Consider the following 21,418-nt stretch of genomic DNA (forward strand, 5'->3'; position numbering starts at 1 on the left):
CGGCCGGGCTGTGGCACACAGCGGTTTCTTGGTTCCGCTACGTACCCTGAGGGCATGTTCGCAAGTCCTCCCCCGAACGCGACGAGCAGTGTCCAGCGGATGACCGCCGGCGGATCCGCCGGTCGGGCGTCGGTGCCCGGCCCGGGTCGGACCGGCGGGTCGAGCCGGATCTCCGGCCGGGCCCAGGTCTCGGACATACCCGGCCAGGCCGGACCGTACGGTCCGCCGACCGGCCCCGGTGGCGGTGGCCCGGGCGGTCCGTCCGGTCCGGGAGGGCCAGGGCTGCCCGGCTCGCCCGGCCGGCGCGGTCCACGGCCCCGTTGGGGCCGGATCGCCCTGGTCGTCGGCGTCGCGGTGCTGGTGCTGGGCCTGCTCGCCGGCGGTGGTCTCTGGCTCTACGTCAGAGGGCTCGACAACGACCTGGCCCGGACCGACCCGTTCGCCGAACTGGCCGGCGGTCGCCCCAAGTCGGTAAGCGGCGCGCTGAACATCCTGATGGTCGGCAGCGACTCCCGGGACCCGGACGCCCCGGTCGACCAGGCCAGCAAGTGGCGGGCCGACACCATCATCGTGATGCACATCCCGGCCAGTCACGACCGGGCCTACCTCGTCTCGATCCCCCGGGACCTCTACGTGCCGATCCCGGAGAGCGCCGGGGCGGAGTGCGGCAGCGGCGAGCGCCGCAAAATCAACGCGGCCTTCGCCTTCGGCGGCCTGCCCCTGGCGGTACGCACCGTGGAGTGCTTCACCGACGTCCGCATCGACCACGTGATGGCGATCGACTTCGCCGGCTTCAAGGAGGTCACCGACGCGCTGGGCGGGGTCGACCTGAAGGTGGAGCGCGACATCACCTCGATCCACAAGCCGTACCGGAAGTTCTCCAAGGGCGTCAACCACATGGACGGGACGGAGGCGCTGGACTGGATCCGGCAGCGCAAGCAGTTCCCGGACGGCGACTTCGCCCGGATGCGCCACCAGCAGGAGTTCCTACGCGCCCTGATGGACAAGGCGGTCAGCACCGGCACTCTGGGCAACCCGGCCAAGCTGAACGCCTTCCTCAAGGCGGTCACCGGCGCGGTCACCGTGGACGAGGGCTTCTCCCTGGTCGACATGGCCGTCCAGTTCCGCAACCTGCGCGGCGAGAACCTCCGGTTCATCACCAGCCCGCACAACGGCAGCCAGACCATCAACGGTGAGTCGGTGGTGGTGTCGGACCGCGAGAAGGCGCTCTCCATGTACCGCGCGATGGCGGCGGACACAATGGACGACTGGGTCGCCGCCAACCTCTCCCCGACACCCACGCCCGGCAACGGCGGCTGAACCGCCCGGCATCGCCCGGCACGGCAACCGCACGCGCACGTTGAACCGCGACGAGCGCGCACCCGTAGATGAACAGGAGCAGGTAACGTAGTTAACTCGGGGCGACTGGCGGGTGTCCGTACCATGTCACGGCGTCCCGCCCCTCACCCCTGATCCTGGAGCAGGCATGCCGGTGCAGTCCCGCCGACGTCCCCCACGGCCCGCCGCGCCGGTCCCACCGCCCCGCGCGAGCGCCTCCGTGGCCGCCGCCACCGCCGTCGACGACCGGGAGGGCATCGACGACCGGGAAGGGCCGACCCGAAAGGGCGGGAAGGGGCCGACCCGCAGCGACGGGAAACGCGCGGGAGGCAGGGACGGGGCCGGCACGACCGCCGCCCGGCGCCGCAGGGCTCCGCTCTGGGCCCGCCTCACCCTGGTCTTCGGCGCCGTGCTGATGCTCTCCAGCGGCGTGGCCATCGTCGGCATGCAGGTGGTGATCGACCAGGCCACCAGCACCATCCAGCAGAAGAACCTGCTCGGCTCGGCGGGCAAGTCCGCCGCCGAGGGCGGCGAGGACCTCGAGGGCCCGATCGACCTGCTACTGCTCGGCATCGACGCGCGGGCCCGACTGGACGACGACAACGTCCGCGCCGACACCATCATCGTGCTGCACATCCCGGCCAGCCACGACCAGGCCTACCTGCTCTCCATCCCCCGCGACACCGAGGTGCAGGTGCCGGCCTTCAGGACCAGCGGGTACACCGGCGGCACCGCCAAGGCGACCGAGGCGTTCTACCACGGGGCACAGAACGGCGGCGGGCTCGCCGGCGGCGCGCAGTTGATGGCGCAGACCATCAACAAGCTGACCGGGATCAGCTTCGACGGTGCGGCGATCATCAACTTCAGCGGCTTCAAGAAGATCATCGACGCCCTCGGCACCATCCCGATGTGCGTGCGTCAGGAGGTCGAGTCACACCACATGATGCTGGTCGACGGCAAGCCGATGTGGAACCACGACGCCAAGAAGACCAGCGGGGTCAAGAAGCCGGTGGTGCACAGGAAGGGCTGCCGGCAGATGGAGGGCTGGGAGGCGCTCGACTACTCGCGCCAGCGCTACGGGCTCACCCACGGTGACTACGACCGCCAGCAGAACCAGCAGCAACTGATCAAGGCGATGGCCAAGAAGGCGATGTCCGACGGGGTGACGACCGACCTGGGCAAGCTCCAGCGCCTGATGAAGGCCGCCGGCGAGGCGCTCATCCTGGACACCGGCGGCACGCCGGTCGCCGACTTCATCTTCACCATGCGCGGGCTGGCCGCCAACGACCTCGTGCTGCTGCGCACCAACGACGGCAACTTCGCCGGCAACGGCAACGGCCGGGAGACACTCAAGCCCATCAGCCAGCAGATGTTCGCCGCGGTCAGGGCGGACCGGCTGGACGAGTTCATCATCAGCAACCCGGAGGTCCTCGCACCGACCAGGTAGCCGCCATCAGCGGATCCGGCAGGGAAAATCGCAAAAGCCACTGAACGCGCAAACCGGGCCCCTAGCCTGAGATGAGAATCACTCAGCCGGGTCGGGGGAGGCGTCACGTTCACACCCAAGCGGTCGACTCCCGGGCGACGGACCGGGCAGCGGCGTACGGCGCCCACCTGGGCGAAGGTGGCGATCGGGCTCGGCCTCACCCTGCTGCTGATCTCCGGGGCCGGTGGCGCCGGGCTGCACGTGCTGGCCAACCGCTACGACAACAGCGTGATCAAGGAACTGCTCCTCGACCCGGCAGCCCGGGGCGACCGGGGCGACGTCACCGGCCCGCTCAACTACCTGCTGGTCGGCTCCGACGAGCGCCCCAGCGCCGACCCCGGCGCCGACCAGCGGTCCGACACGATCATGATCGCGCATCTGCCCGCCGGCCTGGACCGGGCCTACCTGATCTCGGTCCCCCGGGACCTGCTGGTCGAGATCCCACCGGCCCCGGCCAGCGGCTGGCCCGGCGGAGCAGACAAGATCAACTCGGCGTTCCAGTACGGCGGCGGTGGCCAGGGCGGCACCCGACTGCTCTCCGCGACCCTGACCCGGCTCACCGGCATCCGGTTCGACGGCGCCGCTCTGGTCAACTTCGCCGGCTTCCAGCGCGCCATCGACCTGCTGGGCGGGGTGCGGATGTGCGTCGACACCCCGGTCCGGTCGATACACACCCGGCACGAGTTCACCGCCGGCTGCCACCAGATGAGCGGCGCGCAGGCGCTCGACTACGCCCGCCAGCGGTACGACCTGCCCAACGGCGACTTCGACCGGCAGCGGCACCAGCAGCAACTGCTGCGGGCGATGATGGACAAGGCCACCACCTCGGACATGCTGCGCAACCCGGTCCGGCTCGACCAGGTGATCCGGGCCGTCGGCTCGTCGTTCACCGTCGACACCAACGGCATGCCGCTGGAGGACCTGATCTTCGGTCTGCGCCGGATCCGCTCCGACGCGCTGCGCGGGATCCAGCTCCCGGCCCACGCCGAGACCATCGACGAGGTCTCCTACGTCCTGCTGGAGGAGCCGGCGGACACGCTCTTCGACTCGCTGCACGCGGCCGACCTGGACACCTGGGCACACCAGCACCCGCAGTGGGTCAACCGGCTCTAGCCCGCTCCAGCCCGGTGACCGGTCCGCTCCAGCCCGGTGGCCGGCCCGGCGGAGGTCTACCCTTGGTAACCGTGTTCGCAGCCAACCTTCCCTCCGTGACCGCCGCCGAGGTCCCCGCCGACGCCTACCTCCTCGACGTACGGGAGGCGGACGAGTGGGCGGCCGGGCACGCACCCGGCGCCCACCACCTGCCGATGATGGAGGTGCCCGCGCGGATGTCCGAGATCCCCGCCGACGGCGACGTCGTCGTGGTCTGCCGCTCCGGCGGCCGGTCCGCACAGGTCGTCGGCTACCTGATGAACAACGGTTGGGACAACGTCCGGAACCTCGACGGCGGGATGCGGGACTGGGCCGCCGCCGGCCGTCCCGTCGAGAGCGAGGGCGGGCAACCACCCGCCCGCGTCATCTGACCGTTACCTCTCAGTGCGCTTTAGCAAGCACACGGTTGGTAGTCCCGCCTTGCGGTGGGACGGTCCCGGTCTGACCGACTGGCGTCGTGCCGGGTTGACGCTTGACGGCCACCTGCCCCGCGGGCAGGGTCTTACGGTCGGCTCCACGTCCATTCCAGCCTTGCGGCTGTGGGTGTCCGGCCACTCCGGCACCCGCGACGTTCACGAGCAGGGCGAGGTTCCGGGCCGCGTTCGCATCGCGGTCCAGGGCCAGGCCGCACTCTTCGCATACGAACGTTCGGATCCGCAGCGGCAGTTTGGCTTTCACCGCACCGCAGTCCGAACAGGTCTTACTCGATGGGAACCAGCGGTCGGCCAGGATCAGCCGCCCGCCGTTCCATCCGGTCTTGTAGGTCAACTGCTGTCGGATGGTGCCGAACCCGCAATCGGAGATGGCCTTGGCGAGCCGGCGGTTGCGGACCATCCCGGCCACGTTCAGATCCTCGACCACGATCATGCCGTATGCGCTGGCGAGAGATGTGGTGAGCTTGTGCAGCCCGTCCCGACGCAGGTTCGCCACCCGGGCATACGTCCGGGACCGGTCCCCGTTCGCCTTCCACCACCGGTTCGAACCCGTCTGCCCGGTACGCCGGTCCGGGCCGACCCGGCGGGACACCCGACGCGACAAACGCCGCAGCCGCCTCGCCGCACCGGCCAGATGGCGTGGATTGTCGACGACCTCACCGGTCGACAGCACCGCCAGATGACTGATCCCGACATCGACACCGACCACCGCCGCCGGCCGGCCGGGCGTGTCGATACGCCGGTCAACCTCGCAAGCGAACGACACATACCAGCGTCCACCGTCGAGCCTCACGGTCGCGGACAGGATCCGGGCCGTGCCGGCGTCGACACGGCGGGCCAGTTTCCGAGCCGACTCGTGCAGCTTGACCGTCCCCAAACGGGGCAGCGTGACGTGTTTACGGTCCGCCTCGATCCGGATCGCGCCGGTGGTGAACGTGACCGACATGCCGGTTTTCCGCTTCGACTTGAACCTTGGGAACCTGACCTTCGGTCCCTTGCGTTTGCCGGACTTCGAGTCCCGCCACGCGTCCAGGCCGCGCACCAGGTTCCGGATCCCGGACGCGTACGCCTCCTTCGAGTTCTCCGCCCACCACGGCGCCACCTCAGGCTTCGCCTGATTCCACGCCTTCCGCAGCGACGGCAGGGTCCACGACACGTACGGGGTCAACTGATTCCCGGTCAGGCCGTACGTTTTCTCCGCCGCCCGCTGATCCAGCTGGGCCTTGATCAGGGCGAGTGCCCAGTTGAACGCCTTCCGCGACGCACCCGCGTGCGACGCCAGACCGCGAACGTGCGCCGGGGTCGGGTCAAGCGCGAACCGGTACGCCTGGTTGACGATCACCGCGGGTCCGTCTCGATCGCCTCGACCGCGCGGCGGGCACGGTTCGCGGCAGCGCGTCGGCCGTAGAGCCGGGCGCACAGCGACGTCAGGATCTCGGTCACGTCGCGGACCAGGTCGTCATCGACCTCGGCCGGGCGACCACGAGTAGACGGCGGCCTTGAGCGGACAGGGCGGCCTCGACGTATTCGGCGCCGAAGCGGGCGAACCGGTCCCGACTTCGGTCACCACCCGGTCCACGCCGAGCTTCTGGCCGGTGGCCCACACGGTCACCCGGGCGACCTGCCGGTCCAGATCGGCCTTCTGATCAGCCGACGACACCCGGGCGTACACCACCGTCTGTCCGGCGCCGCCGGGCGCGGCGGTGACCGGTTCACCCACCATGATCAGCCGGCCGATTCGATAGGTGGGAACGGGCAGCGTCCCGGCCGCGTACTGCCGCCGAGCGGTGATGTACGCGATGCCGGTCGACGCAGCCCACTCCTTCAGGTTCACGGGAGTATCATGGCTGCTTCAAGGGCGCCAAAGATGCACGACACGCACAGCAGCTAGCTACCCCCGTCCGGGAACGCGGAGCGTGAACCCGGGGGACTGCCGAAACAGACGCCGAGAAGGCAGACTCGGGGCATGCCGGTACGCCCCGATTACCCCCGCCTCGTCGCCGGCCACGCCAGCGTGCTGGAGATGCTCAACGCGGGCGAGGTGGGTCTTCCGGTCCTCAACCGCCTGCTGCTGGTCGGCGCCGAGGCGCTCGACGTACCCGGGATGTCGTTCGTCGAGTTCGGGCCGAACGGAGGCCGGGTGGTCGCCGCCCACGGCGAGCTGGCCTGGGCGGTCGGCCTGCCGATCCCGATCCTCGACCAGCCGTCCGACGACCGGCTCTGCGGCCCGGGGGTCCGGGCGATGAGCGTCGACGTCCTCCCCCCGGACCTCGCCGAGGAGCTGGACGGGCGCGGCCTGCGGCACCTGCTCGCCGCCCGGGTCGAGATCGGCGGGCTCACGATCGGCAACGTGTACGCGATCTACCCGGACGCCGAGCGACCCGACGACCCCGAACACCGGTCGGTGCTCGGCTTCCTGGCCGCCACCGCCGCACACATGTACGGCGACCAGGCCGGCCTGCCGGTGCACGGCGACGGTACGGCGGTCGCGGCGCTCGCCGACGGCCTGGCGGTGGTCAGCCGGGACGGCACCGTCCAGCTCTGGAACCCGGCCGCCGAGCGGGTCACCGGGCTGCGCTCGGCCGACCTCCTCGACCGGCCGCTGCCGTTTCCGGTGCCGCCGCCGGGCCAGGTGGTCGACCACCGGCTCCCGGACGGCCGCTGGCTCAAGGTCAGCTCCGGCGAGCTGCCCGGCACGGCGGCGGCCCGCGTGGTGATCTTCCGCGACAGCAGCGACCAGCACATCCGCGACCACGACCGGGATCTCTTCGTCGCGGTCACCAGCCACGAACTCCGTACCCCGGTCACGGTCATCAAGGGGTACGCCGACACGCTCGGCACGCACTGGGACTCGCTCTCCGACCCGGAGCGGCGGCAGGCGGCCGGGGTGATCGGCCAGCGGGCCGGTGAACTGGCCCGGCTGGTGGACCGGCTGCTCGCCACCACCAACGACGCCGGCCCGGTCGGCGGTTCCCCGCCGGTCCCCTTCGACCTGGTCGACACGTTGCGGGCCGCCGCCGACGACCTCCCGGCCGAAGTGCGTTACCGGCTGGTCATCCGGCTTCCGGAGCACCTGCCGAAGGCGCTCGGCGACCGGGCCAGCATGGCCACCGTGTTGACGGAGCTCACCACCAACGCCGGCAAGTACTCTCCGGAAGGGTCGCCGGTGCTGCTGAGCGCCGAGGCCGACCGGCGTACGGTGGCGTTCCGGGTGAGCGATCGAGGAATCGGGGTACGTCCGGAGCATGTGGAGCGGGCCTTCGAACGGTTCTGGCAGGGCGAGACCGGCGACCGGCGTCGCTATCCCGGCGCCGGCCTGGGGCTCTACCTCGTACGCCGGATCGTCGAGCGACAGAATGGCTGGGTTTCACTGCGCCCACGCGACGGCGGCGGTACGGTCGCAGAGGTGCGGCTGCCCCGAGGCTGAACCGAGGTCGCCCGGTGGCGCCCCGCCCCGGTGGTCCGCCGAGGAGGCACCTGGATTGTCGCGCATCTCGACCGAGCGATCATGGTGCCTGCTGGTGCCGCAGCACGCCCAGGGTGCCCGTACCGCCCGGCACCGCCTCGGCGCCGAACTCGACGGCACCGTCCCGCGGGCACTCGTCGCCGACGCCGAGATGGTCGCGGCCGAGCTGCTCGGCAACGCCGTACGCCACGCGGAGCCGCTGCCCGGCGGCATGATCCGGCTGACCTGGCTGCTGCGTGCCGGCCCGAGCGTCAACTCGATCGAGATCCGGGTGACCGACGGCGGCGCCGTCGGCCCGCCCCGGGTCCGGCAGGCGGGGCCGGACGCGACGGACGGTCGCGGGCTGCACCTGGTGGCCGCGCTCGCCACCGAGTGGGGCGTGGAACGCGACGGGCTCGGCCAGAGCGTCTGGGCCCGTCTGGCCCACCCGGTCGGCCAGCGGCTCGCCGCCGTCCGGTGACGCCACCGCCCCCGAGCAGGCTGACCCGCCGGTGGCCGCGACCGGTCCCCCGCGTCCGGCCGGTTGGGCCTAGGCTGTCTCGTCGTGGGTAAGCGTCGAAAGAGTTCCCGGTCCGGGGTGGCGGACGCCAGCGGTGCGGGCCGGGCCGAGAAGCGGCAGAAGATCCGGGACGTCTTCGTCCCGCGTCCCTTCGAGGGGTTGACCGACGAGCCGGAGTGGATCGCGCTCCGCGAGCTGGTGCCGGCGGCCTCCGCCCCGCTCACCCTCACCCCCGGCCTGGTTGAGGAGTACGGCGACCGGCCCGTCACCCTGGCCACCGTGCTGCCGATGGCCACCCCGGCGATCACCAAGCCGGACGGGCGGATCATGATCGGTCTGCAACGGCACGTGCAGTCCGGCGACGTCTCCCGGGACCTGGCCGAGGCGCTGCTCTGCGCACTGCGGACCGAGCCGGGTGGCACGGTCTCGGTGCCGGCGCTGCCCGGCGAGGGTCCCCGGCTGCCGGACGTCCTGGTCGACGGCCCGCTCGACATCACCATGCACGAGGGTTTCGAGTTCTGGCTCGACCCGGGGGCCGACGAGGACCCGAACGTCAAGGCATCCCTCGAACGCGCCAACGCCTCGATCTATCCGACGGTCCGGCTCTCGGCCGCACCGGCCGCGTACTGGTGCCGGGTCAGCGACAAGAGCCACGTCCGGTGGGTGCTCCCCGACGACGAGGACGCCGCACTGGACACTCTCTCCCGGCTGAGCGCGGCCGGCGAGCTGACACTCGGCGCGGAGACGAAATTCGCCGGCATGTTCCGGGCGCACGGCCGGCTCGTACCCGTCTGGGACCTGCCCCGGGACGCCGCGCCGGAGTCCTGGGAGGCCCCGCTCGCCGACTTCGCGAAGCGGTACGCCGCCGCCCTCGCCGACCCGGCCCCGCTGGACGCCGCCGGGCGCCGGGCGAAGCAGGGGCTGCTCGGCCGCCAGCTCACGCTGCGCTAGACGGGTGCACCGGATCTTGACGACTTGTTGCGGCTGGGACAGCAACAAGTCGTCAAGATCTGACAGAGTCAGTCGGGCTGGTCAGGAGTTCACGAGGTGATCAGGTCCGTGCGGTAGTCGGGGGCCAGCCGAGCCGCGCGCTGGCGGCGCTCGTCCTGTTCCTCTGCGCTGAGCGGTGGTGGCGCGGCGTCGGGGGCGTCGACCCGGTCACCGACCTGGCGGAAGTACTCGTCCTGGCCGGCCGGGGTGCACATGCAGAGCAGGCGGGCCGGCCGGTCGAAGCTGTTGCGGAAGAAGTGCGGTGCGTTGGCCGGTATGTTCACCGTCTCGCCGGCCCGCGCGACGACCTTCTCCCCACGGAACGTGAACTCCACCGCGCCGTCGAGCACGGTGAACATCTCCTCGAAGTCGTGCCGGTGCGGCGGTGGGCCGCCGCCCGGCGGCACCCGCATCTCGATCAGGCAGTAGCGGCCGGCGGTCTGGTCCCCGCCCACCAGCACCGTGTAGATGCCGCCGGCTATCGCCAGGTGCACGAGGTCGGAGTCGCCGGGGCGCACGTGCAGGAGTTCGCGTGCCGGGTCGTCGGGTGGCACGGCTGAGATCGACATCTGCAATCCCCTTCGGTCAGGTCGGGCGACAACTGAGCGGTTCGTCCGTGTCCGCACGGATACCCATCCAGGGGTACGGCAACCGCGGGACCGCGCTCGCCGCCGCCTGGGCGATCGGGGCCGCCGCGACCCGTCAGCACCATGTTGATGATTCCGGCTCGCACTGGCCCGCCGCGGAGCGGCGGCCGGGACGGGTTCGTGCCGTCACACCGACGGTGGGTTCCCGGCCGCCGGACGCAGCGGCTCGCGGACGAGCGGACAGGACATGCAGCGCGGACCGCCCCGGCCCGAACCGAGTTCGGAGCCGGCGATCCGGAGCACCTCGATGCCGGCCCGTTCGAGCTGCGCGTTGGTCTCGACGTTCCGCTCGTAGGCGACGCAGAGCCGGGGCGCGAGCGCCAGGGTGTTGTTGCCGTCGTCCCACTGTTCGCGTTCGGCGGTCACCGGATCGAGACCGGTGTCGATCACCCGCAGGGTGTCGAGGTCCATCGCGTCCGCCGCCGCGCGCAGGAACGGCGCCGGCCCGTCGAGCTGGATCCCGCCGTCGTCGCCGGCCACCACCGTGTACGCCGAGAGCGTGTGCGCGATGTTCGGATACATCAGTACCGCGTCGACGTCGACCATCGTGCAGACGGTGTCCAGGTGCATCGTGGCGCGTTCCTGGGCGATCGGCACCACCAGGATCGTGTGGGCCAACCCCGCGTCGAAGACCCGGCGGGCCAGTCGCTCCGCCCCGGCCGGTGTGGTGCGCTCGCCGACCCCGACGGCCAGCACCCCGGGGGCGAGCAGCAGCACGTCTCCGCCCTCCAGATGCTCCAGCCCCGGACCGTAGACGAAGGGCGTACCGGCGAACCGGGGATGGTGCCGGTAGATCGCGTCGGTCAGGCTCGTCTCCCGGCCGCGGGCCGGCATGGCGAGGCTGGTCACGGCGGCGTGGTCGCCGATCCAGGTGGACGAGTCGCGGGTGAAGAGCAGGTTCGGCAGCGGGTCGATCACGAAGTCGAGCCGGTCCATAAGCCGGTAGACCAGGCCGCCACCGCGCCCGCCGAGCCGCAGCTCCTCGTGGGCGAGGCCGGCGATCAGCACCCCGGCCAGGGCGGCCGGATCGAGGTACGAGAGGTGCTCGGCGACCCGCCGCCGCAGCGTGTCGCCGAGTCGGGCGTCGTCGAGGACCCGTTCGGTCAGTTCGGCCCGCGCGTCGGCGACGGCCAGCGTCTCGGCGAGTAGGGTTCCGATGTAGAGCACTTCGACGCCGCGCTCGGTCAGCGCGGCGGCGAAGGCGTCGTGTTCCTCCTGCGCCCGCCCGACCCACGGGATCGCGTCGAAGAGCAGCGAGCCGTTGTTCCGGGGCGTGAGTCGGGCGAGTTCAGGTCCGGGACGATGCAGAAGCACAGTGCCGAGACGGCCGACCTCGCTGTCCACGAAATGGCTCATCAGAGCAGCGTAGGCCAGGAGTTGGCACCATCCGGGAAAAAGGGCTTCGGATGAATGGGGCATTCATCCGTACTCACTCCGGCGCTTCAACTTGCCGCCCCCCGGGTCTGGCCACGTACCGTAGTGAGGAGATAACTTCGAGGGACCTTTTGCCGGAGGTCACGATGACTGTCTTCTCTGCACGCTCAGCGGTTCCGTCCGCCCGGGCCCTGCCACCCGCACCGGTCAACCAACCCCCCACCCTGGACGCCGTCCGTCCCACCCCGATGGAGTGGGCCCGTCGGCGTCGCGCCGAGCGGGGCGCCCGCCGGATCGAGGCGGCCGGAGCGCGCGCGTTGAGCCGGCTCGACCATCTCGGCCCGTCGTGGCACGTGGTCGAGTGGCCGCGCACCGAGTTGACCCAGTCCAGCCTGCTCGACCTGGACGACCGGTCCCGGGACGAACGCGCCGGCTTCCTCGCGATCGGCCCCAGCGGCCTCTTCGCGGTCACCGTGGCCGACCACGGCCGGTCCCGGGTCCTGATCGCCGGGGATGTCGTGCAGATCAACGGCAAGCGCCCGACGTACGTGTCGGACGCGCGCCGGGACGCGAAGCGGGCCGCCAAGGCGCTCTCCAACGCCGTCGGCCTGACGATCCCGGTCACGCCGGTGCTGACCTTCGTCGGCTCCGGCGTGATCAGCGTCTACGGACTGCCCAAGGAGTGCCTGGTGGCGACCCACCGGGAGCTCGACCGGCTGCTCGTCGCGGGTGGCAACCGGATCAGCGCCGCCACTGCGGAGAAGCTGTCCCGGGTCGCCCAGTCCCCCGCCACCTGGTTGAACGCGCCGTACCGCTCGGCGGCGGACTACCGGTGGTACGAGGAGGGCCGAACGGCGGCTGACAAGCCCGCCGGACGCCGGTAGCGTTCCCGCCGACGCCACCCGTCGGGCGGCGCCCGACCGCCGCCCGGGGGCGTGGCGGACGGGTCACCGGGGGCGGGGGGCTGCGGGACGGCCCCGACCGGCCGGTGGATCACGGGAGTCGCGGCTCCCCGCGTCCACCGGCTAGCGTGGGGCGTGCGGTGCGGCATATAGGAGGCGCGGTGGCCCACGTCGAACTCTCGATCTCGGAGGCGTTTCCGACGCCGGGGGCCTCGTCGCTGCAACCCGGGCCGACCGGTTTCGACAACGCCGACGGCTCCGGTGGTGTCGACGGTTTCACCCGCTGGTCCGAGACCGTGTCGACGGCCGCCGAGCCGTGCCTGCTGATCGACCGGGACACCGTGATCTCGGCAGTTTCGTCCTCCGGCTGCCAACTGCTCGGCCTCGGCAGCCCGATCAGTGTGCTGGGCCGGCCGCTGCTCGGCAGCGACCTGCGGCTGCTCGACTTCACCGCCGCACGGGGCGACCTGACCGAGCAGGACGTCGAGAGGATCCCGCCGCTGCTCGCCCTGCACTCGGGTCGGCTGGCCCGAGGGCTGCTCCGGGTGCGCTGCCCCGCCGACGACGACCAGGCTGACGCCACCGTCGACGCGATCTCGACCCCCGTCCTCACCGACGGCCTGGTCGCCGGTTCACTCACCTTCTTCTCCGAGGTGTGACGGGCCTCCGGCGCCGAGGTGTGCCGGGCTTCCCGACCTGAAGCGTGGTCGATCACCCCGACGCCCTACCATGGGCGGGCCATCCGCCGCACCAGCCACGGCAGCCGTCTATGCCCGAGGATCCGGCCGTGCTCCGTCTTCCGTCTTTCCTCCCCGCCACCGGCGGTTCCCACGCCGTCGGCGGTTCCCACGCCGTCGGCGGTTCCCACGCCGTCGGCGGTTCCCACGCCGTCGGCGCCCTGCTCGGCTGCCTGGCCCTGGCCGGCTGCCTCGCCGTGACGGCCTGCGGGGTGCCGCCCGAGCTCGAGGAGCCGCCGGCCACCCCCACCCGGGCGGCACCCACCCCGACGGCCACCGCAAGCGGGCCGCCCTCGTCCGTCCCGACGCTGCCGCCGTCGCCGACGCCGAGCCCCACCGCGCTGGTCGCCTGCCCGGGGGGCCGGCCGAGCCAGGACCAGGTGACCGCGCTGCTCCGCCGCTCCGCGAACCTGCCCCGCTCCGGCCGGGTCACCTTCCAGACCGGGCCGCTCTGCGTCGAGGACTGGCAGTACAGCGTCGTGACGGTGGCCGGCCGGGAGCCGTTGCAGGCGGTGACCAGGGGCCGGCCCGGCAACCTCCGTCTGGTCACCGCCGGCACCGACGTCTGCAACATCCCGGTCCGTACCGAGGCACCGCCCGCGCTCCGGTCGAGGGCGTGTGACGCACCTCCGCCGGTCACCGGTTTGTAGGATGTACGGTATGCCCGGAACGCCGCCGACCCGCTTCGTCTACCTGGGGCCCGAGGGGACCTTCGCCGAGCAGGCGTTGCGGACCATCCCCGCCGCCGAGCGCGGCACGCGTACCCCGGTCCGCAGCGTGCCGGAGGCGCTGGACGCGGTCCGGGCCGGTGACGCCGATGCCGCGCTGGTGCCCCTGGAGAATTCCATCGGCGGCGTCGTGGCGGTGACCCTGGACGAGATGGTCGACGGCGACCCTCTGGTGATCACGCGCGAGGTGGTGCTGCCGGTCGAGTTCGTGCTCGCCGCCGCACCGGGCCGGAGCATCGCCGAGGTGCGGACCGTGGCCGCCCATCCGCAGGCGTCGACCCAGTGCCGGGGCTGGCTCCGTGACCACCTGCCCGACGCGGCCGTGGTGGACGTGCTCTCCAACGCCGCCGCGGCGGCGGCCGCCGCCCAGGGGCAGCAGGACGCGGCGGTCTGCGCGCCGATCAGCGCCGGCCGGCAGCGGCTGGCCGTACTGGCGGACAAGATCGCCGACCACGACGACGCGGTGACCCGGTTCGTGCTGCTCGGCCGGCCGGGTCCGCCGCCGCCCCGGACCGGCGACGACCTGACCTCGCTCGCCGTCTACATCGCGCACGACCGGGTCGGCGCGCTGCTCGCCGTGCTGATGGAGTTGGCGGTACGCGGGGTCAACCTGACCCGCATCGAGTCGCGCCCCACCGGCGAGGCGCTCGGCCGGTACGCCTTCTTCCTCGACTGCACCGGGCACGTCGCCGACGACCGGGTCGGTGAGGCGCTCCAGGGACTGCGCAGGATCTGCGCCGACGTGCGCTTCCTGGGGTCGTACCCGAGGCACCGCAGCAGCACGGCGGCGGCCGAACGGCCGGTCCCGGCGCCGGCCGGGCTCTCCGACGTCGACTACGCCGACGCCGCCGCCTGGCTGGCTCGGCTCCGCTCCGGCGAACTCTCCTGATCTCCCGGCCACGAGGGGCGTCACGCCGGTCGTCGCGGACCGGCCGGGAGGCCGGTACGGCTGGTTCTGAACCGGAGCCTTCAGACGCGGGGGCCGGGGGCGCCCCCACGACGCCTCCGGCCCCGGTCGTCTCAGCTCAGTCCAGCAGTTGGTTGAGCAGTCCGCCTCCGCCGCTCTGCTCCTGGCGGCCCGCGCCCTGGATCGGCGGCTCCTCCGACGGCTGCACGATCACGAAGCCCTGGCCGGCGAAGCTCATCGTGAACGCCTCACCGGTGCGCCGGCCGAGCAGGGTGCCGAGGCCGAGCTGCTCGGCCCGGTGGTAGCCGGTCTGCAGGCTCGCCGACCAGGCGACCGCGGCCTGCGGGTCGACGTAGGTCGGCGCGTCGACGTTGAGCACCACCGGGGTCCCCTTGGTGGTGATCGCGATCCGGCCGTAGCCGGAGAAGACGCAGTTGAAGAGGCCGGACGAGGACATCATCCCGGCGCCGCCGACCATCTTGATGTCGTAGTTGAGGGTGGAGTCGAAGGCGAGCACGCTGGAGCCGTTGATCGAGAGCGCGTCGCCCGGCTCCAGGTCGATGAGATGCACGTCGGCGGCGTAGTCGGCGAGAAAGACGTCACCCCGACCGCTGACCTTCATCAGCGGGACGCCCTCGCCGGTCAGCTTCTGCTTGAGAAACTTGCCGAGCCCGCCCGAGCCGAGCGCCTGGAACTGCACCTGCCCCTGGTACGCGACCATGGAGCCGACCCGGGCCATCGCCTCGCCGTTGAGTTCGATCTTCAGCATCTTGGAGTTCTGCAGCCGCATGCCGGGCTGGTGGGACTCCTTCTCCAGGTTCTCTGCCGAAAACAGCGCGCTGCGCATAACTTCCTCCTGAGGGTGGAGGACCGAGGGTAGGCAACCTCCGCAACAGGTCAGGCCGTGATCGGGCCGGGTCAGGCCGTGACCGGGCCAGGTCAGCCCCAGCCGAGGTCGTGCAGCCGGTCGTCGTCGATGCCGAAGTGGTGGGCGATCTCGTGCACGACCGTGACCGCGATCTCGTCGACGACGTCGTCCTCGGTGTCGCAGATCCGCAGGATCGGCCGACGGTAGATGAGGATCCGGTCGGGCAGCACCCCGGCGTAGTCCCAGCCGCGACTGGTCAGCGCGTGACCCTCGTAGAGGCCGAGCAGCTCGGGACCGTCCTCCGGCGACTCGTCCTCGACCAGGATGACCACGTTGCTCATCAGGTTGAGCAGTTCCTCCGGCACCTCGTCGAGGGCCTCGGCGACCAACTCCTCGAAGCGCTCGCGGCTCATCTCGACCGGCACCGCCCAATTGTGCCGCACCGGACGCGGCGCGCCACCGCCCCGCCGGGACCGCGGTGGTCAGGGCCGGTGGCGTACCGGGAGTCGCCGTGACCACCGCGACCGGCGGAAGGTGGGAGACTCCGCCCGGATCAGGCGGAGAGGCGGGCGTTCAGCGAGATCTCGGCCCCCGGCGAGAGCAGCCGGGAGATCGGGCAGTTCGCCTTGGCGGCCTCGGCCAGCTTGTGGAACTCGGCCTCGTCGATCCCCGGTACGTCGCCGACCGTGTCGAGGTCGATCCGGGTCACCGTCATGCCGGCGTCGGTCTTGTCGAGGTGCACCGACGCGGTGGTCTCGACCGCGGCCGGCGTGAAACCGGCGTCGGCGAGTGCCTTGGAGAAGGCCATCGAGAAGCAGCCGGCGTGCGCCGCCCCGATCAGCTCCTCCGGGTTGGTGCCCTCGCCCTCCTCGAAGCGGGACTTGAACGAGTAGTTCCCCTGCAACCCGCCCTTGCCGGTGCGGATGTTGCCGGAACCTTCGGTGAGATTGCCCTGCCAGCGGGCGGATGCGGTGCGGATAGGCATGGTGACGACGCTAGCCGAAAGCCACCGGTGGCGCGACGACCCCCGCCCGGGTGGCCGCGACGACCCCGCCGGGGGAGGCGGACAGCGGCCGGCGCCGGTGGCGCCCGACGACAGGACCGATCATGGGCGCTGTGCCATCATCGACCCAGGAGCCCGCCGTGGAAGGGATCAACGATGCCCGACGACGTCTCCATCCCCCGGCAGGACGGATCCGTCCCCCGCCAGGACGGAGCGCCTCGCGCGGCGGGTCACGGCAACGGCGGAGAGACCACACCGGAGGGTGCCAGCGTCGTCTCGTGGGGCGGCGGGCGTGCCCGTACCGGCCGGCGGGGCGGAGCGCTGCTCTCCCGGCTCGGCCGGGACGCCCGCCTGGTGCCGGTGGTCGGCGCCGTCGGCGCGGTGGCGCTCTTCGCCTCCCTGCTCGGGGACTGGGCGGTCACCACCATGCCGGCCGAGAACGTCCCGTCCGAGACTCCCATCACGCTGGGCAGCGGCGTGGCGGACATGTCGGCGTTCGGCACGGCGTACCTGGTCGGGGTCTTCGGGATGGTCGGCTGCCTGGCGCTGGTCTTCTTCGGCTCGCCCGGCGTACGCCACGACGCGCGGGTCGCCGGCCTGGCCGGAGCCGGCGTGACCCTCGGCGTGCTGCTCGCCACCACCGGCACGCTGGACACCCTCGGCGACCGGTGGCAGGTGTACGGCGAGTTGGAGGGGATGACCATCGAGTACGGCCAGGGCCTCGTCCTGGCGTACGCCGGCACCGGCGCGCTCGGGCTCGCCCTGCTGCTCGCCGGCCGCTTCGTCCGGCGGCCCGCCGCCGACGCCGCACCGGACGTCGGGCCGGAGGTGTCGGTCGGGCCGGCGGCGCCGGAGGAGTCCGACTGGCCGTGGCGGCGCCCCCGGGCGGCCCGCGCGGCGCAGCGGCCCGAGGGCGACGACGGCCTGCCGCCGCCGATCGACCTGACCGTGACCCCCACCAAGCCCTTCACCCGCTGAGCCGTATCTCGATACACCCGCCCGGGTGCGCACCGGTAGGCTCGGTTCCCGTGATTGACCTGCGTCTGCTCCGCGACGATCCGGATACCGTCCGTGCCAGCCAGCGTGCCCGCGGCGAGTCCGAGTCCGTGGTCGACGACCTGCTCCGGGCCGACGAGGAGCGGCGGGCGGCGGTCGGGCGCTTCGAGGCGCTGCGGGCCGAGCAGAAGCAGCTCGGCAAGCGGATGCCGAAGGCCGACCCGGCGGAGAAGGCCGGTCTGCTCGCCCGGACCAAGGAGCTCTCCGCCGAGGTGAAGGCGGCCGAGGCGGCGGTCGGCGCGGCCGAGGCGGCGCTGCGCCGGGCGCAGTACGCGATCCCGAACGTGGTCGAGCAGGGTGCCCCGCCCGGCGGCGAGGACGACTTCGTGGTGCTCCGCGAGGTCGGCGCCCGGCCCGCGATCGAGAACCCGCGCGACCACCTGGAGCTGGGCGAGGCGCTGCGGGCGATCGACGTCGAGCGCGGCGCGAAGACCTCCGGCAGCAGGTTCTACTACCTGACCGGGGTCGGCGCACTGCTCCAGCTCGGCCTGCTGCAACTCGCCGTCGCCCAGGCCGTCGAGCACGGCTTCGTCCCGACCATCACCCCGTCGCTGGTCAAGCCGGAGGCGATGGAGGGCACCGGTTTCCTCGGCGCGCACGCCAGCGAGGTCTATCGGCTGGAGGCCGACGACCTCTTCCTGGTCGGCACCAGCGAGGTGCCGCTGGCCGCCTACCACTCGGGGGAGATCCTGGACCTGGCCGGACCGGTCCGGTACGCCGGCTGGTCGTCCTGCTACCGCCGGGAGGCCGGGTCGTACGGCCGGGACACCCGGGGCATCATCCGGGTGCACCAGTTCGACAAGGTCGAGATGTTCTCCTACTGCCGCCCGGAGGAGGCGCACGCCGAGCACCTCCGGCTGCTGGGCTGGGAGGAGGAGATGCTGGCCAAGGTCGAGCTCCCCTACCGGGTGATCGACGTGGCAGCCGGCGACCTGGGCAGCAGCGCGGCCCGCAAGTACGACTGCGAGGCGTGGGTGCCGTCGCAGGGCCGCTACCGGGAGGTCACCTCGACCTCCAACTGCACCACCTTCCAGGCACGGCGACTGAACGTGCGATACCGGGACGAACAGGGCAGGCCGCAGGCGGCGGCCACCCTGAACGGCACCCTGGCCACCACCCGCTGGCTGGTGCCGATCCTGGAGAACCACCAGCAACCGGACGGCTCGGTACGGGTCCCCAAGGCCCTCCAGCCGTACGTCGGCGGCCGGGACGTGCTCGAACCGAAGTGATCTCCCTGACGGCGAAGAGCATTCACACAAAAGTCATGGAGCGACCGCGGTAGGTGAGATACGGTTGCTGCCCCGTCACCGCCGGCAGACCCCGGCAACAGCAGGGTCCAGCGGTTGACCAGCCCGGCGGGTCGCGGGGTGGAGGAGGAGCCATGCCCCGACCCGGGTTGCCGAAGCTGATCGCCACCGACCTCGACGGCACGCTGGTGCGCACCGACGAGACCGTCTCCGCGTACACCCACGAGGTGCTGGACCGGGTCCGGGCCGCCGGCATCCCGGTGGTCGGCGCCACCGGGCGCGGGCCGCGGCTCGCCGAGCTCACCCGCAACGACATCCGGGCCGCCGACTTCCTGGTGATGGCGGGCGGTGGCCGGGTGGTCGACCAGACCGACCCGGCCGGCCCGATGATCCTCCGGGACGAGCGGCTGCCCGGTACGACCCTCGCCGACCTGCTGCACGCCCTGGAGGCCGAGGTCGGGCCGCTGACCGTGATGGTGGAGGCGCTGGACGCACCCGGTGCCCCGCTCTGGGGTGACTTCGACGCCACCTGGCCCTACCAGGACCGGTTCGAGGCACGGCCCCGGCTCGACTGCCTGACCGGCGACGTCATCAAGGCGTTCGCCCGGACGCCCGACCACGACGTGGACACGCTGCTCGACACGGCCCGCCGGATCGTGCCGGCGGGGCAGGCGTCGATCACCCAGGCCGGCCTCGGTTTCATCGAGATCTGCCCGCCGGGTGTGGACAAGGCGAGCGGGCTCGCCGTGGTGGCCCAGACGCTCGGCGTCGACCCGGCCGAGGTGCTGGTCTTCGGGGACATGCCCAACGACCTGCCGATGTTCGAGTGGGCGGGCTGGGGCCGGGTGGCGGTCTCCAACGCCCACCCGACCGTACGCCGGGTTGCCGACGAGGTGACGCTGCGCAACGACGACGACGGGGTGGCGGTCTACCTCGATCGACTACTCTCGCGTTGATGGGACGACTACCCCGGCTGGTGGCCACGGATCTCGACGGCACGCTGCTGCGCGCCGACAAGACGATCAGCCCGCGTACGGTCGAGGCGCTGGCGCGGATCTCCGCCGAGGGCGCGGACGTCGTCCTGGTCACCGGCCGGCCGATCCGCTGGCTCCAGCACGTCTACGAGCAGCTCACCGAGCCGCTGCCGACGATCTGCGCCAACGGCGCGGTGGTGTACGACCCGGTCGCCGACCAGGTGCTCCGGGCCGACCCACTCGCTCCCGAACTCCTCGCCGAGGTGGTCCAGCGGCTCCGGGCCGAGGTGCCGGAGGTGAGCTTCGCGGTGGAGATCACCGACAGCCGGGAGTTCCGGCACGAGCTGGCCTATCCGCTGAACTGGGAGCACGGCTACCCCAACATCCGGAGCCTGGAGACCGCCACGGACCTGCACGCGGTCCCGGCGGTGAAGCTGCTCGCCCGGGCCGCCGGCCAGGATCCGGACGCCTTCGTGGAGGTGGTGGCCGGGGCGCTGGCCGGACTCGCCGAGGCGACCCACTCGTCGTACAGCGGGCTGATCGAGATCTCGGCGGGCGGGGTGACCAAGGCGGCCGGGCTGGCCTGGCACTGCGCCAGGCACGGGGTGGACCCGGCCGACGTGGTCGCCTTCGGGGACATGCCGAACGACGTGCCGATGCTCACCTGGGCCGGCCGGTCGGTGGCGGTGGCCAACGCCCACCGGGCCGTACTGGAGATCGCCGACGAGGTCACGGCGGGCAACGAGGAGGACGGCGTCGCGGCGTACCTGGAACGGCTGCTCGACACCGACCGACCGGACCCGACGGCCGGCCGGCCGGGCGCCACAGCCGGTCCGGACGTCCGCGCAGGCGGGCGGACCGCCCCGGCCTGACCGGCCGGTGTCCCGACGGCCGGCGGCGGCGTCCCGGCCGGCGGCCTTACGGTCCGGTGTCCCGACGGCCGGCGGCCGATTCGACCGGTGGGCGGGGCCTACAGGTACTGGCCGGGGCCGGGGCCTTCGCCGGGGTGCCCGGGGGTGCTGCCCGGCATGCCCGGAAGGGGAACGCCGGGGGCCATCGGCAGGGCCGGGCGTCCACCGGACCGCATCTGTTCCAGCTGCATCCGGGCCGCCATCTGCTGGGCGACCAGCGCCGCCTGGATGCCGTGGAAGAGCCCTTCCAGCCAGCCGACCAGTTGGGCCTGGGCGATCCGCAGCTCGGCCTCGCTCGGCGCCGCGCCCTCGCCGAACGGCAGGGAGAGCCGCTCCAGCTCCTCCCGCAGCTCCGGGGCGAGCCCGTCCTCCAGCTCGACGATCGACCGCTGGTGTATCTCGCGCAGCCGGTGCCGGCTGGCGTCGTCCAGCGGCGCGGCCTTGACCTCCTCCAGCAGCTGCTTGATCATGCTGCCGATCCGCATCACCTTCGCCGGCTGCTCGATCAACCGCGACGGGTCCTCGCCGGGCGTCTCGCCGTCCGTCGGCACCGTGCCGACCGGACGCCCGTCCGGGCCGACCACCAGCACGGTGCCACCGCCGGCACGGTTGCCCGCCTGGCTCGGGTCGTCGTTGTTCTCCTGGGCACGTGGCACGTCGGTCATCTCCCCATCTTCCCGCAACGCAGTCACCGGCCGC

Annotated in this window: 22 protein-coding genes and 1 pseudogene; 15 read left to right on the forward strand and 8 right to left on the reverse strand. The window is 72.2% G+C overall.

Translation table 11 applies throughout. The features are described 5' to 3' along the window. Positions 1-54 precede the first annotated feature (54 nt). The 4 genes from ACN27G_RS30615 (at position 55) to ACN27G_RS30630 (ending at position 4,347) form a co-directional block, all read left to right on the forward strand. On the forward strand, positions 55-1,320 hold the full coding sequence (locus ACN27G_RS30615) for an LCP family protein (protein WP_421496153.1): 1,266 nt from the start codon (positions 55-57) through the stop codon (positions 1,318-1,320). A gap of 166 nt (positions 1,321-1,486) precedes the next feature. Further along, on the forward strand, positions 1,487-2,785 hold the full coding sequence (locus ACN27G_RS30620) for an LCP family protein (protein ID WP_421496154.1): 1,299 nt from the start codon (positions 1,487-1,489) through the stop codon (positions 2,783-2,785). 204 nt (positions 2,786-2,989) lie between these two features. Further along, a complete protein-coding gene (locus tag ACN27G_RS30625) occupies positions 2,990-3,937 on the forward strand; it encodes an LCP family protein (protein WP_421497518.1) in 948 nt (315 codons plus the stop codon). 71 nt (positions 3,938-4,008) lie between these two features. Beyond that, positions 4,009-4,347: a rhodanese-like domain-containing protein gene (locus ACN27G_RS30630; RefSeq protein WP_421496155.1), complete on the forward strand. Its 339-nt coding sequence runs from the start codon at positions 4,009-4,011 to the stop codon at positions 4,345-4,347. Positions 4,348-4,357: 10 nt separating this feature from the next. On the opposite strand, the gene tnpB is transcribed toward ACN27G_RS30630, so the two are convergent. Beyond that, positions 4,358-5,830 (reverse strand): IS607 family element RNA-guided endonuclease TnpB, encoded by a 1,473-nt coding sequence (gene tnpB, locus ACN27G_RS30635; protein WP_421496156.1) that lies wholly within the window; start codon positions 5,828-5,830, stop codon positions 4,358-4,360. Next, a pseudogene (locus tag ACN27G_RS30640) lies at positions 5,749-6,244 on the reverse strand (IS607 family transposase). Before ACN27G_RS30640 ends, tnpB begins: the two are co-directional and overlap by 82 nt. A gap of 132 nt (positions 6,245-6,376) precedes the next feature. On the opposite strand from ACN27G_RS30640, the gene ACN27G_RS30645 reads away from it, so the two are divergent. The 3 genes from ACN27G_RS30645 to ACN27G_RS30655 all read left to right on the forward strand — a co-directional run bounded on the left by ACN27G_RS30645 (position 6,377) and on the right by ACN27G_RS30655 (position 9,326). Then, positions 6,377-7,837, forward strand: coding sequence for an ATP-binding protein (locus tag ACN27G_RS30645; protein WP_421496157.1), 1,461 nt, complete (start codon positions 6,377-6,379; stop codon positions 7,835-7,837). Between the two features lie 55 nt (positions 7,838-7,892). Further along, a complete protein-coding gene (locus tag ACN27G_RS30650) occupies positions 7,893-8,336 on the forward strand; it encodes an ATP-binding protein (protein ID WP_421496158.1) in 444 nt (147 codons plus the stop codon). An 84-nt stretch (positions 8,337-8,420) separates the two neighbouring features. Then, positions 8,421-9,326 carry a DUF5926 family protein gene (locus tag ACN27G_RS30655; protein ID WP_421496159.1) on the forward strand — a complete coding sequence of 302 codons (906 nt, stop codon included), beginning with the start codon at positions 8,421-8,423 and terminating at the stop codon, positions 9,324-9,326. Positions 9,327-9,415: 89 nt separating this feature from the next. On the opposite strand, the gene ACN27G_RS30660 is transcribed toward ACN27G_RS30655, so the two are convergent. Both ACN27G_RS30660 and ACN27G_RS30665 read right to left on the reverse strand, forming a co-directional pair. Then, positions 9,416-9,934 carry a cupin domain-containing protein gene (locus tag ACN27G_RS30660; protein ID WP_421496160.1) on the reverse strand — a complete coding sequence of 173 codons (519 nt, stop codon included), beginning with the start codon at positions 9,932-9,934 and terminating at the stop codon, positions 9,416-9,418. 204 nt (positions 9,935-10,138) lie between these two features. Beyond that, positions 10,139-11,368 (reverse strand): arginine deiminase, encoded by a 1,230-nt coding sequence (locus tag ACN27G_RS30665; protein WP_421496161.1) that lies wholly within the window; start codon positions 11,366-11,368, stop codon positions 10,139-10,141. A gap of 164 nt (positions 11,369-11,532) precedes the next feature. On the opposite strand from ACN27G_RS30665, the gene ACN27G_RS30670 reads away from it, so the two are divergent. The 4 genes from ACN27G_RS30670 to pheA all read left to right on the forward strand — a co-directional run bounded on the left by ACN27G_RS30670 (position 11,533) and on the right by pheA (position 14,642). Beyond that, entirely contained in the window at positions 11,533-12,270 is a 738-nt protein-coding gene (locus ACN27G_RS30670) for a hypothetical protein (protein ID WP_421496162.1), read from the forward strand. Between the two features lie 179 nt (positions 12,271-12,449). Continuing rightward, positions 12,450-12,947, forward strand: a complete 498-nt coding sequence (locus ACN27G_RS30675; RefSeq protein WP_421496163.1) for a hypothetical protein — start codon at positions 12,450-12,452, stop codon at positions 12,945-12,947. A gap of 128 nt (positions 12,948-13,075) precedes the next feature. Then, entirely contained in the window at positions 13,076-13,675 is a 600-nt protein-coding gene (locus ACN27G_RS30680) for a hypothetical protein (RefSeq protein ID WP_421496164.1), read from the forward strand. Positions 13,676-13,685: 10 nt separating this feature from the next. Beyond that, complete coding sequence (gene pheA, locus ACN27G_RS30685; protein WP_421496165.1) at positions 13,686-14,642, forward strand: prephenate dehydratase; 957 nt, start codon at positions 13,686-13,688, stop codon at positions 14,640-14,642. Between the two features lie 136 nt (positions 14,643-14,778). On the opposite strand, the gene ACN27G_RS30690 is transcribed toward pheA, so the two are convergent. From ACN27G_RS30690 to ACN27G_RS30700, 3 genes are all read right to left on the reverse strand, one after another. After that, complete coding sequence (locus ACN27G_RS30690) at positions 14,779-15,507, reverse strand: AIM24 family protein (protein WP_421496166.1); 729 nt, start codon at positions 15,505-15,507, stop codon at positions 14,779-14,781. Positions 15,508-15,599: 92 nt separating this feature from the next. Further along, positions 15,600-15,941: a metallopeptidase family protein gene (locus ACN27G_RS30695; RefSeq protein WP_421497519.1), complete on the reverse strand. Its 342-nt coding sequence runs from the start codon at positions 15,939-15,941 to the stop codon at positions 15,600-15,602. Between the two features lie 140 nt (positions 15,942-16,081). Continuing rightward, complete coding sequence (locus ACN27G_RS30700) at positions 16,082-16,513, reverse strand: OsmC family protein (protein ID WP_421496167.1); 432 nt, start codon at positions 16,511-16,513, stop codon at positions 16,082-16,084. A gap of 174 nt (positions 16,514-16,687) precedes the next feature. Here ACN27G_RS30700 and ACN27G_RS30705 point away from each other — a divergent pair, with 174 nt between their 5' ends. The 4 genes from ACN27G_RS30705 (at position 16,688) to ACN27G_RS30720 (ending at position 20,680) form a co-directional block, all read left to right on the forward strand. Beyond that, positions 16,688-17,509 carry a hypothetical protein gene (locus ACN27G_RS30705; RefSeq protein WP_421496168.1) on the forward strand — a complete coding sequence of 274 codons (822 nt, stop codon included), beginning with the start codon at positions 16,688-16,690 and terminating at the stop codon, positions 17,507-17,509. A gap of 50 nt (positions 17,510-17,559) precedes the next feature. Then, positions 17,560-18,816 carry a serine--tRNA ligase gene (gene serS, locus ACN27G_RS30710; protein WP_421496169.1) on the forward strand — a complete coding sequence of 419 codons (1,257 nt, stop codon included), beginning with the start codon at positions 17,560-17,562 and terminating at the stop codon, positions 18,814-18,816. A 152-nt stretch (positions 18,817-18,968) separates the two neighbouring features. Then, on the forward strand, positions 18,969-19,790 hold the full coding sequence (locus tag ACN27G_RS30715; protein ID WP_421496170.1) for an HAD family hydrolase: 822 nt from the start codon (positions 18,969-18,971) through the stop codon (positions 19,788-19,790). Then, on the forward strand, positions 19,790-20,680 hold the full coding sequence (locus ACN27G_RS30720) for an HAD family hydrolase (protein WP_421496171.1): 891 nt from the start codon (positions 19,790-19,792) through the stop codon (positions 20,678-20,680). The genes ACN27G_RS30715 and ACN27G_RS30720 overlap by 1 nt, the downstream gene beginning before the upstream one ends. A gap of 98 nt (positions 20,681-20,778) precedes the next feature. Here the strand turns inward: ACN27G_RS30720 and ACN27G_RS30725 are convergent, their stop codons facing one another. Next, a complete protein-coding gene (locus tag ACN27G_RS30725) occupies positions 20,779-21,384 on the reverse strand; it encodes a bacterial proteasome activator family protein (protein ID WP_421496172.1) in 606 nt (201 codons plus the stop codon). Between the last annotated feature and the right edge of the window lie 34 nt (positions 21,385-21,418).

This window comes from Plantactinospora sp. WMMB334, assembly GCF_049179095.1.
Classification (GTDB): Bacteria; Actinomycetota; Actinomycetes; order Mycobacteriales; family Micromonosporaceae; genus Plantactinospora.

What these genes read in the sequence shown, in the direction of transcription:
- pheA (WP_421496165.1), top strand. Translation starts at nt 13,686, where the DNA reads ATGCCCGGAACGCCGCCGACCCGCTTCGTCTACCTGGGGCCCGAGGGG.
- ACN27G_RS30695 (WP_421497519.1), bottom strand. Translation starts at nt 15,941, where the DNA reads ATGAGCCGCGAGCGCTTCGAGGAGTTGGTCGCCGAGGCCCTCGACGAG.
- ACN27G_RS30700 (WP_421496167.1), bottom strand. Translation starts at nt 16,513, where the DNA reads ATGCCTATCCGCACCGCATCCGCCCGCTGGCAGGGCAATCTCACCGAA.
- ACN27G_RS30620 (WP_421496154.1), top strand. Translation starts at nt 1,487, where the DNA reads ATGCCGGTGCAGTCCCGCCGACGTCCCCCACGGCCCGCCGCGCCGGTC.
- ACN27G_RS30690 (WP_421496166.1), bottom strand. Translation starts at nt 15,507, where the DNA reads ATGCGCAGCGCGCTGTTTTCGGCAGAGAACCTGGAGAAGGAGTCCCAC.
- ACN27G_RS30665 (WP_421496161.1), bottom strand. Translation starts at nt 11,368, where the DNA reads ATGAGCCATTTCGTGGACAGCGAGGTCGGCCGTCTCGGCACTGTGCTT.
- ACN27G_RS30720 (WP_421496171.1), top strand. Translation starts at nt 19,790, where the DNA reads ATGGGACGACTACCCCGGCTGGTGGCCACGGATCTCGACGGCACGCTG.
- ACN27G_RS30645 (WP_421496157.1), top strand. Translation starts at nt 6,377, where the DNA reads ATGCCGGTACGCCCCGATTACCCCCGCCTCGTCGCCGGCCACGCCAGC.
- ACN27G_RS30705 (WP_421496168.1), top strand. Translation starts at nt 16,688, where the DNA reads ATGCCCGACGACGTCTCCATCCCCCGGCAGGACGGATCCGTCCCCCGC.
- ACN27G_RS30725 (WP_421496172.1), bottom strand. Translation starts at nt 21,384, where the DNA reads ATGACCGACGTGCCACGTGCCCAGGAGAACAACGACGACCCGAGCCAG.
- ACN27G_RS30715 (WP_421496170.1), top strand. Translation starts at nt 18,969, where the DNA reads ATGCCCCGACCCGGGTTGCCGAAGCTGATCGCCACCGACCTCGACGGC.
- ACN27G_RS30670 (WP_421496162.1), top strand. Translation starts at nt 11,533, where the DNA reads ATGACTGTCTTCTCTGCACGCTCAGCGGTTCCGTCCGCCCGGGCCCTG.
- ACN27G_RS30660 (WP_421496160.1), bottom strand. Translation starts at nt 9,934, where the DNA reads ATGTCGATCTCAGCCGTGCCACCCGACGACCCGGCACGCGAACTCCTG.
- ACN27G_RS30615 (WP_421496153.1), top strand. Translation starts at nt 55, where the DNA reads ATGTTCGCAAGTCCTCCCCCGAACGCGACGAGCAGTGTCCAGCGGATG.